The sequence below is a fragment of the Amycolatopsis sp. NPDC024027 genome, assembly GCF_040638975.1.
In the GTDB taxonomy this organism is placed as follows: Bacteria; Actinomycetota; Actinomycetes; order Mycobacteriales; family Pseudonocardiaceae; genus Amycolatopsis.
The window spans coordinates 351,453-365,944 of the sequence record NZ_JBEZYY010000001.1; the positions used below are offsets into that span (position 1 = coordinate 351,453).

17 protein-coding genes and 1 tRNA gene are annotated in these 14,492 nt (G+C 70.7%); 13 read left to right on the plus strand and 5 right to left on the minus strand.

The window, feature by feature from the left end; all coding sequences use genetic code 11:
* Positions 1-126 precede the first annotated feature (126 nt).
* The 11 genes from AB0F52_RS01650 to AB0F52_RS01700 all read left to right on the plus strand — a co-directional run bounded on the left by AB0F52_RS01650 (position 127) and on the right by AB0F52_RS01700 (position 9,314).
* The gene (locus tag AB0F52_RS01650) at positions 127-429 is read left to right on the plus strand and encodes a hypothetical protein (RefSeq protein ID WP_360163458.1); all 303 of its coding nucleotides are present in this window, start codon (positions 127-129) and stop codon (positions 427-429) included.
* Positions 423-1,370, plus strand: a complete 948-nt coding sequence (locus tag AB0F52_RS01655; RefSeq protein ID WP_360163460.1) for a bifunctional DNA primase/polymerase — start codon at positions 423-425, stop codon at positions 1,368-1,370. Before AB0F52_RS01650 ends, AB0F52_RS01655 begins: the two co-directional genes overlap by 7 nt.
* A 20-nt stretch (positions 1,371-1,390) precedes the next feature.
* The gene (locus AB0F52_RS01660) at positions 1,391-1,894 is read left to right on the plus strand and encodes an RRQRL motif-containing zinc-binding protein (RefSeq protein WP_360163462.1); all 504 of its coding nucleotides are present in this window, start codon (positions 1,391-1,393) and stop codon (positions 1,892-1,894) included.
* Entirely contained in the window at positions 1,894-2,853 is a 960-nt protein-coding gene (locus tag AB0F52_RS01665; RefSeq protein ID WP_360163464.1) for a phosphoadenosine phosphosulfate reductase family protein, read from the plus strand. Before AB0F52_RS01660 ends, AB0F52_RS01665 begins: the two co-directional genes overlap by 1 nt.
* Before the next feature lie 70 nt (positions 2,854-2,923).
* Entirely contained in the window at positions 2,924-3,631 is a 708-nt protein-coding gene (locus AB0F52_RS01670; RefSeq protein WP_360163466.1) for a DUF4417 domain-containing protein, read from the plus strand.
* 86 nt (positions 3,632-3,717) lie between these two features.
* Positions 3,718-4,425, plus strand: coding sequence for a hypothetical protein (locus AB0F52_RS01675; RefSeq protein ID WP_360163468.1), 708 nt, complete (start codon positions 3,718-3,720; stop codon positions 4,423-4,425).
* A gap of 144 nt (positions 4,426-4,569) precedes the next feature.
* Positions 4,570-4,941 carry a hypothetical protein gene (locus tag AB0F52_RS01680; RefSeq protein ID WP_360163470.1) on the plus strand — a complete coding sequence of 124 codons (372 nt, stop codon included), beginning with the start codon at positions 4,570-4,572 and terminating at the stop codon, positions 4,939-4,941.
* 3 nt (positions 4,942-4,944) lie between these two features.
* Positions 4,945-5,817 carry a hypothetical protein gene (locus tag AB0F52_RS01685; RefSeq protein ID WP_360163472.1) on the plus strand — a complete coding sequence of 291 codons (873 nt, stop codon included), beginning with the start codon at positions 4,945-4,947 and terminating at the stop codon, positions 5,815-5,817.
* A gap of 60 nt (positions 5,818-5,877) precedes the next feature.
* Entirely contained in the window at positions 5,878-7,467 is a 1,590-nt protein-coding gene (locus tag AB0F52_RS01690) for a hypothetical protein (RefSeq protein ID WP_360163474.1), read from the plus strand.
* Positions 7,468-7,894: 427 nt separating this feature from the next.
* Positions 7,895-8,086 (plus strand): helix-turn-helix domain-containing protein, encoded by a 192-nt coding sequence (locus AB0F52_RS01695; protein ID WP_360163476.1) that lies wholly within the window; start codon positions 7,895-7,897, stop codon positions 8,084-8,086.
* A gap of 1 nt (position 8,087) precedes the next feature.
* Positions 8,088-9,314: a site-specific integrase gene (locus AB0F52_RS01700; protein WP_360163478.1), complete on the plus strand. Its 1,227-nt coding sequence runs from the start codon at positions 8,088-8,090 to the stop codon at positions 9,312-9,314.
* A gap of 78 nt (positions 9,315-9,392) precedes the next feature.
* On the opposite strand, the gene AB0F52_RS01705 is transcribed toward AB0F52_RS01700, so the two are convergent.
* The 5 genes from AB0F52_RS01705 to AB0F52_RS01725 form a co-directional block, all read right to left on the minus strand.
* Positions 9,393-9,465: transfer RNA gene (locus AB0F52_RS01705), tRNA-Ala, on the minus strand.
* A 54-nt stretch (positions 9,466-9,519) separates the two neighbouring features.
* A complete protein-coding gene (gene glpR / locus AB0F52_RS01710) occupies positions 9,520-10,368 on the minus strand; it encodes a gephyrin-like molybdotransferase receptor GlpR (protein ID WP_360163480.1) in 849 nt (282 codons plus the stop codon).
* A 163-nt stretch (positions 10,369-10,531) separates the two neighbouring features.
* Complete coding sequence (locus AB0F52_RS01715) at positions 10,532-11,200, minus strand: GNAT family protein (RefSeq protein ID WP_103336843.1); 669 nt, start codon at positions 11,198-11,200, stop codon at positions 10,532-10,534.
* The gene (gene glp / locus AB0F52_RS01720) at positions 11,200-12,477 is read right to left on the minus strand and encodes a gephyrin-like molybdotransferase Glp (RefSeq protein WP_103336842.1); all 1,278 of its coding nucleotides are present in this window, start codon (positions 12,475-12,477) and stop codon (positions 11,200-11,202) included. Before glp ends, AB0F52_RS01715 begins: the two co-directional genes overlap by 1 nt.
* Positions 12,474-13,379: a UTP--glucose-1-phosphate uridylyltransferase gene (locus AB0F52_RS01725; protein ID WP_360163483.1), complete on the minus strand. Its 906-nt coding sequence runs from the start codon at positions 13,377-13,379 to the stop codon at positions 12,474-12,476. The genes glp and AB0F52_RS01725 overlap by 4 nt, the downstream gene beginning before the upstream one ends.
* 24 nt (positions 13,380-13,403) lie before the next feature.
* On the opposite strand from AB0F52_RS01725, the gene AB0F52_RS01730 reads away from it, so the two are divergent.
* Positions 13,404-13,994: a 5-formyltetrahydrofolate cyclo-ligase gene (locus AB0F52_RS01730; protein WP_360163485.1), complete on the plus strand. Its 591-nt coding sequence runs from the start codon at positions 13,404-13,406 to the stop codon at positions 13,992-13,994.
* Between the two features lie 86 nt (positions 13,995-14,080).
* A complete protein-coding gene (locus AB0F52_RS01735; RefSeq protein WP_360163487.1) occupies positions 14,081-14,392 on the plus strand; it encodes an FmdB family zinc ribbon protein in 312 nt (103 codons plus the stop codon).
* The last annotated feature ends 100 nt before the right edge of the window (positions 14,393-14,492 follow it).

The window sequence follows — 14,492 nt, forward strand, 5'->3', positions numbered from 1 at the left end:
ACCACGTGCCGCTGTCGCCGCGGACGCGGTGGGGCTGCCGCTCCTGCGGGGCCCGCAACCGGATGCGTCAGCGGGTCTGCCACCGCTGCTGCCAGACCCGCCCGCGCCACTGACCCGCCGCCGGCGATGGGCAAGAGCGAGACCCGCTACAAGCCCGGCGAGATCACCGCCTGGCTGACCGACACCGCCGGGTTCGACTCCGACCCGGCGCGGCGGGCCGGGCGGGTGATCGCCGCCGCCTGGAACAACTGGGAGTTCTACGCCTCAGCCACCTGCCCTGCGCTGATCACGTGCCTGCGCACCGGTGGGCGCCCGGTGACCGAGGTCGACCGGCTCGCCGACGCGCTGGCGCGGGCGTTCGGGGTGCATCTGCACGACGTCGCGGCCTGGGACCCCCGGCCCGACTGGCGGAAGGAAAACCGATGGTGAGCACCGATTCGGTCGCGTTGGCCGGGCTCCGCGCGGCGGCGCTGGATATCGCTGGCAGGGGGTGGAAGGTCTTCCCCTGCCGTCCGGGAACCAAAGCCGCGCACTGGCACAAACTCGCGGATTGCGCGGGCGCCGGCGTCTGCACGCACGGGCACGTCACCCCGGAGCAGCTGGCCACCGACGACCCGGCCCGGGTCGCGGCCAAGTGGTCGGAAGGTCCGTTGTGGAACATCGCGGTGTTCCCCGGGCCCTCGGGGCTGTTCCTGCTCGACTGCGACCAGCCCAAGCCGGGCCACAAGGGCGAGCACGACCCCGACGGCTGGACCCAACTGCACTCCCTTGCCGTGGAACGAGGTGGGCCGCTGCCGGACACGTGGACGGTGGAAACCCCAACCGGTGGCCGGCACCTGCTCTACACCGCGCCGGCCGGGTGCCGGCTGCGGTCCACGGTCAAGCACATCGCCTCGAACATCGACACCCGCGGCTGGGGCGGCTACGCCCTCGCCCCGGGCAGCCTCCTCCCGGAAGGCAGTTACCGGCTGCTGGACGACACCGACCCTGCCCTGTTGCCGGGGTGGTTGGTCCAGGTCGCCGTCGAACGCGCGCCTACGGCCATCTCCGAGCGAAACGAGAAGCCCGTAGCCGCCCCGGACGCCTACACCGCCGCCGCCGTGCGGGGCGAAACCGACCGGGTCCGTACGGCGCAACCAGGCACCCGCAACAAGGTCCTGTCCACCGCGGCCTACGCCCTCGGGCAACTGGTCGGCGCGCGGCTGCTGGAGGAGAGCTACGCCCGCGCCGAACTGCGGGCGGCGGTCGCGGCCTGGAACACCCCCGACTCCGCCGCCAAGGACGACGGCGTCATCGACACCGCGCTGCGGGCCGGGGCCGACAACCCCCGCCGCATCACCCCGCGATCCGGCCGCCGCCGGGCCGCCTGAAACCCAAGGAGGGACCCGTCATGGCACGCCGGTATCCGTGGGTGCTGGCCCCGGTGCCGTGGTCACCGGACCCGGAGTTCACCCGGGGCCGCTGGCACGGCAAACCCCTGCTGTCGCACAACACCGCACCGCGGAACCTTCTCGCCACGCGCCGCCAGCTGCGCGCGCTCGGGAAACGCCCGGGTGGGCAGGACCCGGTAGCGTTCCTGTACTTCCGGTGCCGCAAGGCCGCCAAGATCGTGCACGCCAACCTGTACCTGATCGCCGACGCGAAACCGGTCCGGCCGATGACCCCGGCCCGCGCCGCCGCGCTGGCGAAGGCGATGGCCGCGCGGCGCACCTGCCGTGAATGCGGCGAGACCGGGTGGGCGGAACTCCCGCGGGCGCACCGCACCTGCGAAGCCTGCCTCTACCGCGCCGGCCTCGCCCCGGACTCCTACTTGCACGACTACGTGATCGGTGAACCGACGTTCGACGCAGCCGGCCACGCCGCACTCGCGACGTCTCGGAAGGACGTGAGCTGATGAGTACGCCGCTGTTCGCGCTCGACTCGTGGGCCGGGGACCCGATGCACCCGGGCACCGACACTCCCACGCCGGTGGAACTGGTCGCCGAACTCACCTGGAATCAGCGCAAGCAACGCGTGGCGGTGCTGATCGAGCAGGCACACCAGATCCTCACCGACGCGCTCGCCGCGCACACCGACCGGCACACCATTGTCGGCACCTGCCTGCTCTGGTCGGGCGGGAACGACTCCAACGTGCTGGCGCACCTCATGCGGCCCCTCGCCACCCACGCAGTGCACGCCAACACCGGAATCGGGATCGAGGAGACCCGCCAGTTCGTCCGCGACACCGCCGACGCGTGGGATCTGCCGCTGCTGGAACGGCACCCGCCGGCCGGATCGGACTACCGCAGCTACGTCCTGGAGCACGGGTTCCCCGGACCAGCCCAACACTTCCGCATGTACCAGCGCCTCAAGGAACGCGCCCTGCGGCAGGTGAGGCGCGAGCTGGTGACACGACCGCATCGCCAACGGGTGGTGTTCCTTGCGGGCCGGCGCCGCGCGGAGTCCAAACGCCGCGTCCGGGTGCCACTGCACGAGCGGGACCGCTCGGTGATCTGGGTATCGCCGCTGGCGTTGTGGACCACGCTCGACCTCAACACCTACCGGCACCTGCACCCCGACACGCCCCGCAACCAGGTGTCGGATCTGCTGCACATGTCCGGCGAGTGCCTGTGCGGCAGCTTCGCCGAAGTGGACGAACTGGAGCAGATCCGCCAGTGGTTCCCTGCCACCGCCGCTCGCATCGACGCGTTGGCCGCGGAAGCGCGCGCCAACGGCGTCCCGGAAGAACGCTGCCGCTGGGGCTGGGGAGCGTACCGGCCCGCAAACCGACCGCGGCCTGACCGCCGCCGCAAAACCGGCCCGCTGTGCAGCTCCTGCACCGCACCGACCCTCTGGCAACACGCCGCGAGCTGATCAAGCCAACCCACCCTCGACGCGGCCGGCCACCCCGCGCCGGCCGCGTCCTGACCCGCGGAGGAAACCGATGACCCTCACCACCACCGACACGCCCGCGAGATCCGCGCCTCAACTGGGGCTGGGCGGAACCCGCAGCAGCCACCGCTGGAAGGGTGTGCCCGGCAACTTCGACAAGCTCAACTGCCGCGCCCTGTGGCCCACCGACAACGAGTGGGGAATCCCGCTGCTGCCGCGGGCGACGTTCGAGCCTACTCGGTTGGTGGCCTACACCGACCGCCACGCCACGGCCACCGCCGGGCCCGGCACCGCGGTGCACTTCTTCCTGGACGACTACCGGTTCGAGGTCGTGTGGTCCAAGCCCGAGCGGGGCCTGTCCCGCTGCCGCTCGGTCGGCGCGGCACTGACGCCGGATTTCAGCCTGTACCGGGACATGCCGCTGGTGATGCAGCTGTGGCAGGTCTACCGCGCCCGCTGGTGCGGAGCCTGGCTGAGGCACCACGGCGTCACCGTCGTCCCGACCATCAGCTGGTCCACACCGGACTCCTACCCTTTCGCCTTCGCTGGAATCCCGGCCGGCTCGGTGGTCGCGGTGTCCACGGTCGGGGCGTGGCGCGACCCGGTCGCCCGGGAGCTGTTCGCCGCCGGCTACGCCGAAATGCTCGAGCGCCTGACCCCGGCCCTGGTGCTGGTGCACGGCAAGCCGCCAACCGAGCAGGTCCAGGCCGGGACGCCGGTGCGGTGCTACCCGACGTGGTGGAACGGCGGTGACCGGTGATGGGCGGGCGAGGGTCATCCCTGGGCAAGGGCAACCGGCCGCCCGCCTCCAGCGGCAGAGGCGGCCCGGCCCGCGTGGAACCGGCCGTGCCCGAAACCGAGCAAGTTCGCCCCGAGCCTGACCCGGCCGCGGTGGCTGAGAAACCGGAGGCCCCCGTGGAGAAGCCGGCCCCAGCGGGGCCGGTCTCGGGCGAGATGTCGGAGGCGCCGCTGCTGCCCAATGGCTGGGGCGGGGTCCCGCAACCCGACACCGTCCACTTCCACGACGACGGCCAGATCGGGACGGCGATCACGTACATGGGCGAAGACGCCCGGATGGACGTCGACGGCGAGCCGGTGGCCAACGTGCTAGGGCGCGTGGCCACCGACGTGACGCTCGGACGGCGCACCGCGGCGGAAGGGGTGGAGGCGTACAAGGAGATCCGCGATCGCCTGCCCGAAGGCAGCGCTGCCCGCCAGAACCTCGACTTCGCCATCTCCCGTATCGACGCCCCGCCCAGCCCTCCGCCGGAGGTCCCTGCCGGCGCGCCCGCGCCGCTCAAGGCGCTGATGGACGACCTGCACTCGATCCCGCTGCTGCGACGCGACCCCCGCGAAACCCAGAAGCTGCAAGAGATCCTGCGCGAGAACTTCGACGACGATCCCTACGACGGGCCGATCCACGTGGGGAGCATGAAGCGGGAACTGCACCAGCTGCGGCGCATGCGGCACGAAAGCGAAGGCGACGCAGGCAAATTCGCCGTCGACCGCGCCGTCGACCGCGCCATCAAAGCCCTGGAACGGAAGCGGCCGTGACCAGACCTGCTCGGTTGGCGACCGCCACCACCTGACCACCGCACCACCCCGTCCTTATCGGACACCAGCCACGGGCCGGACACCGCATCAGGTGTCCGGCCCGTCACCTGTCCACTGCCCCTCTCGCAGGAAGCGATCTTGCCCATGACCGCAACGTCTGTCGACGCCAACGCGACCGTTCCCGTGCTGGCTGAGGTACTGGCCGAATGCGCCCGCCAGGACGCCCGCTTCGGCCGCCAGGACCACCCCGACGGCACCGGCCCCGAGCGCGACAACCCCGTCCGACTCGCCCACACCGTCGGCGACGCCGCCGACACCGCCCGGCAGGCCACCGACCGCGCGCTGTCCCGCGGAGAGGTGACCTTCGCGCAGATCCTCACCGAAGAAGCCTTCGAAGCCCTCGCCGAAACCGACCCTGCTCGGTTGCGGGCGGAACTGGTCCAGGTCGCCGCGTCGGCCGTGTGCTGGATCGAAGCCATCGACCGCCGAACCGCCACCGGGGCGGCGCGGGGGTAGGCGGTGGAGGTTGAGCCCGGCGAGGAGTTCGGCGGGCTGGACTTCCTCACCGGCACGCACGAGGTCATCCACCTGGAACAAGCCGGGGTTCCGCTGTTCGTCTCCGACACGCGGCTACGGCACCGCAAGACGCTGCCGCGGGCGATCGCCCCGGTCGCCTACGACTCCGGCGGGTTCTCCCAACTGCAGAAGCACGGCAGCTGGGACAACGTCCCGCCGCGGGCCTATGTCGCCCGGGTGCGGCGCTACCGCGACGAGATCGGGCAGATGCTGTGGGTGTCTCCGCAGGACTGGATGTGCGAGCAGGCGATCATCCACGGCGGCTGGTGGGGCGGCAAGTGGTTCCACGGCACCAAGCTGTCCGTGCCGCGCCACCAGTACCTGACCGTCATCAACGCGATCGAGCTCCGCAGCCTCGCACCGGAGTTGCCGTGGCGGCTCGTGTTGCAAGGGCAGACACCCGAGGACTACTGCCGCCACGCCGACCTCTACGGCCGCTTCGGCATCGACGTCACCGCGGAACAGCTGGTGTGTGTCGGCAGCGTCTGCCGGCTACAAAGCACCGAGCTGGCCGGGCAGATCCTGCGGGCGGTCCGCCGCTACGGGGTGCCGAGCACCCACGCGTTCGGGTTCAAAACCCTCGGGTTGATCAAACACCGCGCCTACATCAACTCCGCCGACTCGCTCACGTGGTCCGACGAAGCTCGCCGGCTGGGTCGCCCCACCGACGACTGTCCCCGCCCGCACGTGAAGAACTGCGCCAACCACCTGCACTACCTGCTCTCCTGGCGCGCCGCGCTGGCGGAGAAGCTACGCCACCGCGCACCCGAGCAGGGCGCGCTGTGGGACGAAGACGGCGCTCCCACCGCTGCCTGACCGACTGAACTGCCGCCGCGTCACGCGGCGGTGCACCACCTGCACGAGGAGGACACGCCCATGGCCACGACTCCGGAACCCGCACCGAACCGAGCACGTCCCCTGTGGTCCATCGGCAGCGAAGGCCGCCCGCTGCTGCGCATCGGCGAGGACCCCGAAGCGATCCGGGTCCTGACCGCTGCGCTCAACGACCGCATCGTGCCCGACACCTACGTCTCCGACGGCGCCCCCGTCGTCGTGGAGGAGATCTCCGGCGCGGCCGGCCCGGCCACCGGAGACGACGACGCGGCGTTGCCGATCACCGCATCGGTGCTCAAACCGCCGCTGCTGGCCGGGCTGCTGGCCGAACACACCCAGATCATCCAGTCCAAGAACAAGGGAGGCGACGAAGAGGTGACGCCCGGCCGCGACGTGCTCGGGGCGGTGCTGGCGCGGCAGCACTGGCCCGGGCTGCCGGTGTTGCGGCGGATCATCTCCACCCCGGTGATCCGCCCGGACGGCACCCTGCTGCAGACCCCCGGCTACGACCCGGCGACCGGCTTCTACCTGGCTCGCAACGACGACCTCGCCTCGATCCCGGACCACCCCAGCCCGGAGGAGGTGACGGCAGCGCGAGAGTTCCTACTGGACCGGTTCCTGCGCGACTTCCCATGGCGGAGCGACGCTGACCGGGCGAACTACCTGGCCCTGCTGGTCACGCCGCTGATCCGCCCCTACACCCGCGCGTTGTCGCCGTTCGGGATGATCGAGGCGTCCATGCCCGGCTCCGGCAAGACGATCCTGACCGGGTGCGTGGGGCTGCTGGTCGGGCAGAAAGTGCTGACCTGGAACGACTCGGAAGACGAGCTGCGCAAGCTCATCACCACCGTGCTCGCCGAAGCCGCCGGCGTGGTGGTGTTCGACAACCTCACCGAGGGCTCGGTGGTCAAGTCGGCGACGCTGGCGCGGCTGATGACCGAGCGGACGTGGTCGGATCGCCGGCTGGGCACCAACGCCGCGGCCACCTACCCGAACGACCGGCTGTGGCTGGCCACCGGCAACAACCTGCACACCGGAGCGGACATGGCCTCGCGGACGGTGTGGGTGCGGCTGGACCCGAACTGCCCTCGCCCGGAAGCACGTACGGGGTTCACGATCCCGAACCTGGACTCCTGGATCCTGGACCCGGTCAACCGGGCGACGGTGTTGCGGCACGTGCTGATCCTGATTCTCGACTGGACCACGCAGGGGGCACCGACGGCCACCGCGGTCCCGCAGATGCGGCAGTTCACCGCGTGGGCTCGCCAGCTGGGCGGGTTCCTCGAACACCACGGCATCGGCGGGTTCCTCGCCAACGCCGCCGCCAGCCGGGCCCTGGACGACGATAACGCCGAATGGCGCTCGTTCCTGCTCACGTGGCGCGACATCTACGGCGACCGGCCGTTGACGGCCAAGGAGCTGACCGTCAGCGGGCAGGACAGCATGGTCGGCACCGACGTGTGGGACGGGACGTTCCCCACCAACGGCGCCGGCCGTCCGCTCACCACCAAGTCGCTCGGGCGATTGCTGGCAGGGCATGTGGACCGCTGGCACGGCGACGTCGTGTTACGCAGCGTGCTCGAAAGCCACAAGAACGTCCTGACCTACTGGGTTGAGAAGGACAGTTCGTAGTCACACCAGCCGAGAAGAAACCCGCAAACCCGCAAACCCGCAAAAGATCTTGTTCTAACTCTCTGACCAGCACCAACGCGGTCATGATCGTTTGCGGGTTTCTCGCGGGTGCCCAAGCCGCAAACCCGCAAACCCGCCGATCTGCGGGTTCAAACCCGCAAACCCGCAGAGAAACCCGCCAGCAGATCCGCAGGTCGAAGGCCACTTTGCGGGTTTGCGGGTTTGCGGGTTTCTTCCTGCCCCGTCGCACACACGGACACACCCGCGGCAAACCCGCCGCCCCACCACCTGCCAGCCACGACGGCAACCCCCACACACCGTCACCGATCCGGCCCCGACGCGATCACGTCGGGGGCCGGCGTTTGTGCCCGCTCGCCCGGGCGTTCGGAGGCAAGTCATGACACAACAGAGCGCCGGAGGTGCCCACTTGAGCCAACCGATTCAGCCCAAGTGGCACACCGTGTCCGAAGTAGCCCAGATGCTCGGCTACGGACTGTCGAAGACCAAGCAGCTCGTTGCCACCGGCCAGATCAGGTCCATTAAGGACGGCGGCAATCGTCGGGTGCTGCCTATCTGGGTTGACGACTACATCGCCCGACTCGTGGAAGAGGCAGCCTGACATGGCGAGCAAGGGACGCGCTAACGGCGAAGGATCGATCTACCCGTTCCGCAACGGGTTCGCCGCATACGTGTGGGTCACCACTCCGACCGGCGCGAAGAAGCGCAAGTACGTCTATGGCCCGACGCGCGAACTGGTCCACGCGAAGTGGCTCAAACTGCACCAGGCGGCCAAGAACGGCCCGGTCGCGACGTCGGTGCCGCGCCTGCGCGAGTACCTGAACTACTGGCTGACGGAGGTGATCAAGCCGAACCGCGCACCCTTGACGTACGTCAACTACGAGCTGCTCACCCGGCTCTACATCAACCCGACCTTGGGCGGCCAACGGTTGGACAAGCTCGGTGTGCGAGACGTTCAGAAGTGGATCAACGCCATCCCGGGGATCTGCCAGTGCTGCGCGCAGGGCAAGGACGCGCGGCGAGACGAGAAGCGCCGGCGGTGCTGCGCGCTGAGTGCCCGCCTGTGCTGTAAGGACGCGCCGTCTGCTCGGACGGTCTCCGACATCCGTGCATGCCTGCGCGCGGCACTGAACCACGCGATCCGCGAGGAGCTGATCGGGCGGAACGTCGCGGAACTGGTGACGCTCCCGACCGTCCGCAAGCGCAAGCGGACGGCCTGGACGAGTGAGGAGGCCCGGAGATTCCTGGAGTCGGCTCGCGACGGCCGGGACGCGATGTACGCCGGGTACGTGCTCGCTGTCGTCCTGGGACTGCGCAAGGGCGAGATCCTGGGGCTCACGTGGGACGCGCTCGACTTCGCCAACGGCGAGCTGGCGGTCAACCACCAGCTCCAGCGGGCCAGTGGCGAGCTGCTGCACCGCGAGACGAAGACGGCCGCGTCGGACGACACCATGCCGCTGCCGTCCATCGTCGTCGCGGCCCTGGAGAAGCGCCGGCGGGACCAGCTCGCCCACCGGCAGGAAGCTGACCTTGCCTGGCACCCGACCGACCTGGTGTTCACCACCAGGTACGGGCTCCCGATCGACCCCCGGAACTTCAACCGGTCCTGGGACAACCGAGTGGCGCGCTCCGGCGTCAGGAAAATCACCGTGCACGATGGGCGCCGGTCCTGCGGGACGCTGCTGGTCGACCTGGACGTGCACCCCCGGGTGATCATGCGCATCCTCCGGCATGCGCAGTTCTCGATGACCATGGAGATCTACTCGCAGGCGTCCTCGAAGAAGACGCGGGACGCGCTCAAGCGGCTTGGCGAGAGCCTGGACGAGTAGCGCCACTGCTGTACTTTGCTGCTATCAGGGCAACGAAAAGGGCCGTCCACTCTACTGTGGACGGCCCTTGACCTGCTGTGGAGCTGAGGGGAATCGAACCCCTGACCTTCTCGATGCGAACGAGACGCGCTACCAACTGCGCTACAGCCCCTTGGTTGTGCTCGTAGAGCTTAGCAGTGCCCTACGAGCACCCCATGCAGGGGGGTCACTCCCCGACGGCCCGGCGGTACGGGCCGGTTCCGGGCTCGTCGAGCTCCTCGAACGCCGGGTCCTCGTCGTCGAGGTCGACGACGACCGCGCTGCGGCGGACGCGGGATGTCGGGGATGGGCGGCGTTCGACGACCTGGCGGCGGGCCGGCTCGACGACGTCCACGTCCTCGGTTTCCGCGTGGTCTTCTTCCGCCGACGAAGCCGGAGCCGAAGGGGCCGCCGATGTCGAGGGGCGCCGGGGCGCGCGAGTGCTGTTGAAGCGGGCGAGCCGGCGCTGCCGGATCTCCTCTTCGATGCGCACCTGCCGGCGCAGGTACACGAGGTACCCGACGAGCACGACGTCGATCGCGCCGTGGCCCCACCAGGCCAGCGGGACGACGACGCCGGCCACGACCCCGCTGATCACCGCGATCACGAGCAGGGCGACGACGATGCGCTGCCGGAAGCCGTACTTGGCGCGGGCCGCGATCTCGGCGGCCTCGGGGTCGAAGCCGCCGCGGCCGGGCCGGTAGCCGGACCGGTCGGACCGGTCACGCTCGGCCCGCGAGCCGCGGGCCGGCTGCGGGAGCGGCTCGGGTTCTGGGTCCGGTTCCTCGAAGTCGTCTTCGAGTTCGAGTTCGGCCTCGAGTTCGGCGAGGTCGTCCTCCACCGAAGGCCGGGACTTCCCGGGATCGTCGGACATGGCGAATTCCTCCCGGTCTTCGTTGCGTCCACTGCGTACGACCCTGGCCGCGAGCGCCGAGTCGGCCGTTCTCGCGACCTGCTGCCGCCGACGCGCGACCATGGGCACGAGTACGACGAGCCATGCCGCGGCGAGCGCGACGATGATCACGGAGCTGGGCATCTCCCGTCACCTCCCCCGATCCTTCCACCACGAATCACGTTAGTCACAGGAGTAACAGATCGGGCGGAGACTCGCCGGTTTGGATCACGGAAAAGCCTCACCGGATTAGGTGAAACTCACAGCATGTGGTAACGCGGCTACTGACCCGGGTGGGTAATCACGTTCAGGCGTAGTCGGCGCGGCCCGTCGCGACCAGCCGCGACACCAGCCCGGGCCCGGTTTCCTCGCGCGTCACGGCGTAGCAGTAGTGGTCCCGCCAGCCGCCCGCGACGTCGAGATAACGCTCGAACAGGCCCTCCCGCCGGTAGCCCGCCTTGGTGAGAACCCGCAGGCTGGCGGCGTTTTCCGGCCGCACGGTGGCCTCCAGCCGATGCAGCCCGGCCGGCCCGAAGGCGTGGTCGGTGACGAGCGCGACGGCGGCCGTCGCCACCCCGCCGCGGACCACCTCGGACGACACCCAGTAGCCGATCCAGGCCGACCGCAGCGACGCCCGGATGACGTTACCCACAGTGATCTGCCCCGCCAGGCGACCGTCCAGGGTGATGGTGAACGGGAGGCACTGACCACGCCGAGCGAGCGAACGCAGCGCCGCCCACTGCGACGGCCACGACCAGAAGGCGTTGCGTTCCGGCCACGGGCCGACGCCGGTGGGCTCCCACATTTCGAGGTGCGCGCGGTCCCGGAGCCGGATCCGGCTCCACTCGCCGGCGTCGCGCAGCCGGACCGGCCGGATCGCGACCTCGCCCGCGGGCACCCGCAGCGGGCCGAGCCGCGCCGGCCAGCCCGGGTGCCGGCTTTCGACCGGATAGGACACGCCCGACACGGAGTTCATCAGGCCCGTTGCGCCAGGAAGGTCACCTGGACCTGTTCGCCGGCGGGGACTTCGGTCGCCTCTTCCGGCACGTTGATCAGGCAGTTCGCCTCGGCCAGCGACGCGAGCAAGTGCGCTCCGGACTGGCCGAGCGGCTGGACCAGGTACTCACCGTTGGCCTCGTCGCGCAGCAGCTGGCCGCGGAGGAAGCCGCGCCGGCCGGCGGTCGAAGTGATCGGAGACAGCAGCCGCGCGCCGACGATCCGCCGGTGCGGGTTGCGGGTCCCGCGCGCCGCCCGGATCAGCGGCCGCACCAGCACCTCGAACACCACCAGCGCGCTCATCGGGTTGCCCGGGATGAGGAACGTCGGCACCGAGTCGGGGCCGAGCCTGCCGAACCCCTGGACCGAGCCGGGGTGCATCGCCACCCGCGTCATGTCGATCCGGCCGAGGTCGGACAGCGCGGCGTGGACCTCGTCGCCGGTGGCGCCCCCGGCGCCGCCCGCGACCACGACGATCTCCGACATCAGCAGCCGGCCCTCGACGACCTCCCGCAGCCGCTTCGGCTCGCTCGGCACGATGCCGACCCGGCTGACCTCGGCACCCGCGTCCCGGGCGGCCGCGGACAGGGCGTAGGAGTTGACGTCGTAGACCTGCCCGACCGACGGCGTCCGGTCGACGTCGACCAGCTCGTCGCCGACGGACACGATCGACACCCGCGGGCGCGGGTAGACGAGGACCTTCGCCCGGCCGACCGCGGCCAGCAGGCCCACCTGGGCCGAGCCGATCGTGTCGCCGCGGCGCACCGCGACGTCCCCGATCTGGACGTCCTCGCCGGCCCGCCGCACGTACCCCGCCGACGGCACCGAGCGGTGCACCGTGACCTTGGCCTGGTGCCCGTCGGTGTAGGCGAGCGGCACGACGGCGTCGGCCAGCGTCGGCAGCGGCGCGCCGGTGTCGACCCGGACGGCCTGGCCGGGCTGGAGCCGGCGCGGCTGGCGCGAGCCCGCCGCGATCTCCCCGACGACCGGCAGCTGCACCGGCTCCTGCCCGGCGTTGCGGACGTCGACGCTGCGCACCGCGTACCCGTCGATCGCGGCTTGGTCGAACCCGGGCAGCGCGTGCTCGGCGACCACTTCCTCGGCGCAGAGCAGCCCCTGGGCCTCGGAGATCGCCACGCGCACCGGCTGGGGCCGGACGGCGGCGTCCAAGGTCATCGAGATCTGCGCGTCGACCGAGCGCAGCTCGGCCTCGTCCCCGGCCGCTTCCGGCCGTGCCGCGTCGAGGGATTCCGTCATGGGCGCTCTGTCCCGATCCGTTCCGTCAGCCACGCCCGTAAAGATGGACCGTACTCGGGCGTTTCAAGCGCGAAATCGACCGCGGCGCGCAGGAAACCACCCGGATTCCCCAGGTCGTGGCGTCCGCCGCGGTGGACGACGACGTGCACCGGGTGTCCCTCGCTGATCAGCAGCGCGACCGCGTCGGTCAGCTGCAGCTCGCCGCCGCTGCCCGGGGTGATCCGCTTGAGCGCGTCGAAGATCGCCCGGTCGAGCAGGTACCGGCCGGCCGCGGCGTAGGTCGACGGCGCGTCCTCCGGCTTCGGCTTCTCGACCATCCCGTGCACGCGCTTGACGTCCGCGTCGTCGGTGTCGGTGACGTCGAAGACGCCGTACGGCGAGATCTCGGCCTTCGGGATGTCGAACGCGCAGAGCACGCTGCCGCCGTACTGGGCGCGGACCGCGCCCATCCGCTCGAGCACGCCGGTGGGCAGCACCAGGTCGTCCGGGAGCAGCACGGCGACGGCCTCGTCGTCCGGGCGCAGGTTCGGCTCGGCCTGCGCGACGGCGTGGCCGAGGCCGAGGGCCTGCTCCTGGATGGCGGTTTCGACGGCGAGGAGATCGGTGCCCCGGCGCACCTTCGCGAGCAGTTCGGTCTTGCCCTTGGCCTCGAGGTTCTGCTCGAGCTCGGGCTGCTTTTCGAAGTACCGGACAACGGCGTCCTTGCCCGGCGAGGTCACGATGACCAGGCGTTCCGCGCCGGCGGCGGCGGCCTCGGCCGCGACCAGCTCGATGCCCGGGGTGTCCACCACCGGCAGGAGCTCCTTGGGCACGGCCTTCGTCGCCGGGAGGAACCGTGTCCCCAGGCCGGCGGCAGGCACGATGGCGGTTCTGAACGTCTGGGTGGTTGCGGCGCCCGTCATGGGCGCAGAGCCTAACGTGAGGTCATGCACGCGCTGGGCAATGAGCACCTGAGCAAGGCGGAGTGGCGTGACCGGGTGACGCGCGCCCGGGCGGGGCAGGCAGCCGATTCCCACGCCCGGGAGGCGTCGGCGCTGGTCAACGCGGTGGCGAAGGTCACAGCGAGCACCGTCTGCGCGTACCTGCCCTTCGGCACCGAGCCGGGCACGACGGCGTTCGTCGACGCGCTGGTGGCCGGCGGCGCGCGGGTGCTGCTTCCCATCATCCTCTCGCGGACGGATCCGCTCGACTGGGGCGAGTACACGGGCGAGGCCGACCTGGCGCCCAGCCGGTTCCGCGGCATCCGGGAGCCGGGCGGGAAACGCCTGGGTACCGGGGCCGTGGGGGCCGCGGAGCTGGTGCTGGTGCCCGCGCTGGCCGTGGATCGCCGGGGCGTGCGGCTCGGGCGCGGGGCGGGCCACTACGACCGCTCGCTGGTGTTCGCCGCGGCCGGCGCTACGCTGCTGGCCGTCGTCCGGGACGAAGAGCTCGTCGAACGACTGCCCGGCGAGCCGCACGACGTGCGGATGACCGGGGCCTTGACGCCCGGTCGAGGCGTGGTCGAACTGCCGGTGTGAGCAACCTGGAATTGCTTTCGGGGAATGTTTTCCCGCACAATCGGGTTGGCACTCTGGTCGGATGAGTGCCAGCAAAGGAGCCGTCAGTGCCTACGTACCAGTACGCCTGCAAAGAATGCGACCACCGGTTCGAAGCCGTGCAGTCGTTCTCGGACCCCAGCCTGACCGTCTGCCCGCAGTGCTCCGGGGCGCTGCGCAAGGTCTTCAGCTCGGTCGGCGTCGTCTTCAAGGGGAGCGGGTTCTACCGCACGGACTCGCGTGACTCGAGCAAGTCGAGCACCTCGGCCACCCCGCCGAAGACCGAGAGCAAGACGGAGACCAAGACGGAGTCGAAGTCGGACACGAGTTCGGCATCCTCCTCTTCGACCACGACGAAGACGGCCGCCGCGGCGTCCTGACCGCGCCAGTTGTCCACAACACCCCGGTTGTCCACAGATGCCGGACGTGGCCCTTCCGGCGGCCCGTCCGGCTTCCCTAACGTCGATCTCGTGCAGCACA

Bases quoted from the DNA above. Each gene is read 5' to 3' on its own strand.
- glpR (WP_360163480.1), bottom strand. From the start codon at position 10,368: ATGCCCAGCTCCGTGATCATCGTCGCGCTCGCCGCGGCATGGCTCGTC.
- AB0F52_RS01730 (WP_360163485.1), top strand. From the start codon at position 13,404: ATGCACGCGCTGGGCAATGAGCACCTGAGCAAGGCGGAGTGGCGTGAC.
- AB0F52_RS01725 (WP_360163483.1), bottom strand. From the start codon at position 13,379: ATGACGGGCGCCGCAACCACCCAGACGTTCAGAACCGCCATCGTGCCT.
- AB0F52_RS01665 (WP_360163464.1), top strand. From the start codon at position 1,894: ATGAGTACGCCGCTGTTCGCGCTCGACTCGTGGGCCGGGGACCCGATG.
- AB0F52_RS01680 (WP_360163470.1), top strand. From the start codon at position 4,570: ATGACCGCAACGTCTGTCGACGCCAACGCGACCGTTCCCGTGCTGGCT.
- glp (WP_103336842.1), bottom strand. From the start codon at position 12,477: ATGACGGAATCCCTCGACGCGGCACGGCCGGAAGCGGCCGGGGACGAG.
- AB0F52_RS01690 (WP_360163474.1), top strand. From the start codon at position 5,878: ATGGCCACGACTCCGGAACCCGCACCGAACCGAGCACGTCCCCTGTGG.
- AB0F52_RS01700 (WP_360163478.1), top strand. From the start codon at position 8,088: ATGGCGAGCAAGGGACGCGCTAACGGCGAAGGATCGATCTACCCGTTC.
- AB0F52_RS01650 (WP_360163458.1), top strand. From the start codon at position 127: ATGGGCAAGAGCGAGACCCGCTACAAGCCCGGCGAGATCACCGCCTGG.
- AB0F52_RS01670 (WP_360163466.1), top strand. From the start codon at position 2,924: ATGACCCTCACCACCACCGACACGCCCGCGAGATCCGCGCCTCAACTG.
- AB0F52_RS01660 (WP_360163462.1), top strand. From the start codon at position 1,391: ATGGCACGCCGGTATCCGTGGGTGCTGGCCCCGGTGCCGTGGTCACCG.
- AB0F52_RS01655 (WP_360163460.1), top strand. From the start codon at position 423: ATGGTGAGCACCGATTCGGTCGCGTTGGCCGGGCTCCGCGCGGCGGCG.
- AB0F52_RS01715 (WP_103336843.1), bottom strand. From the start codon at position 11,200: ATGAACTCCGTGTCGGGCGTGTCCTATCCGGTCGAAAGCCGGCACCCG.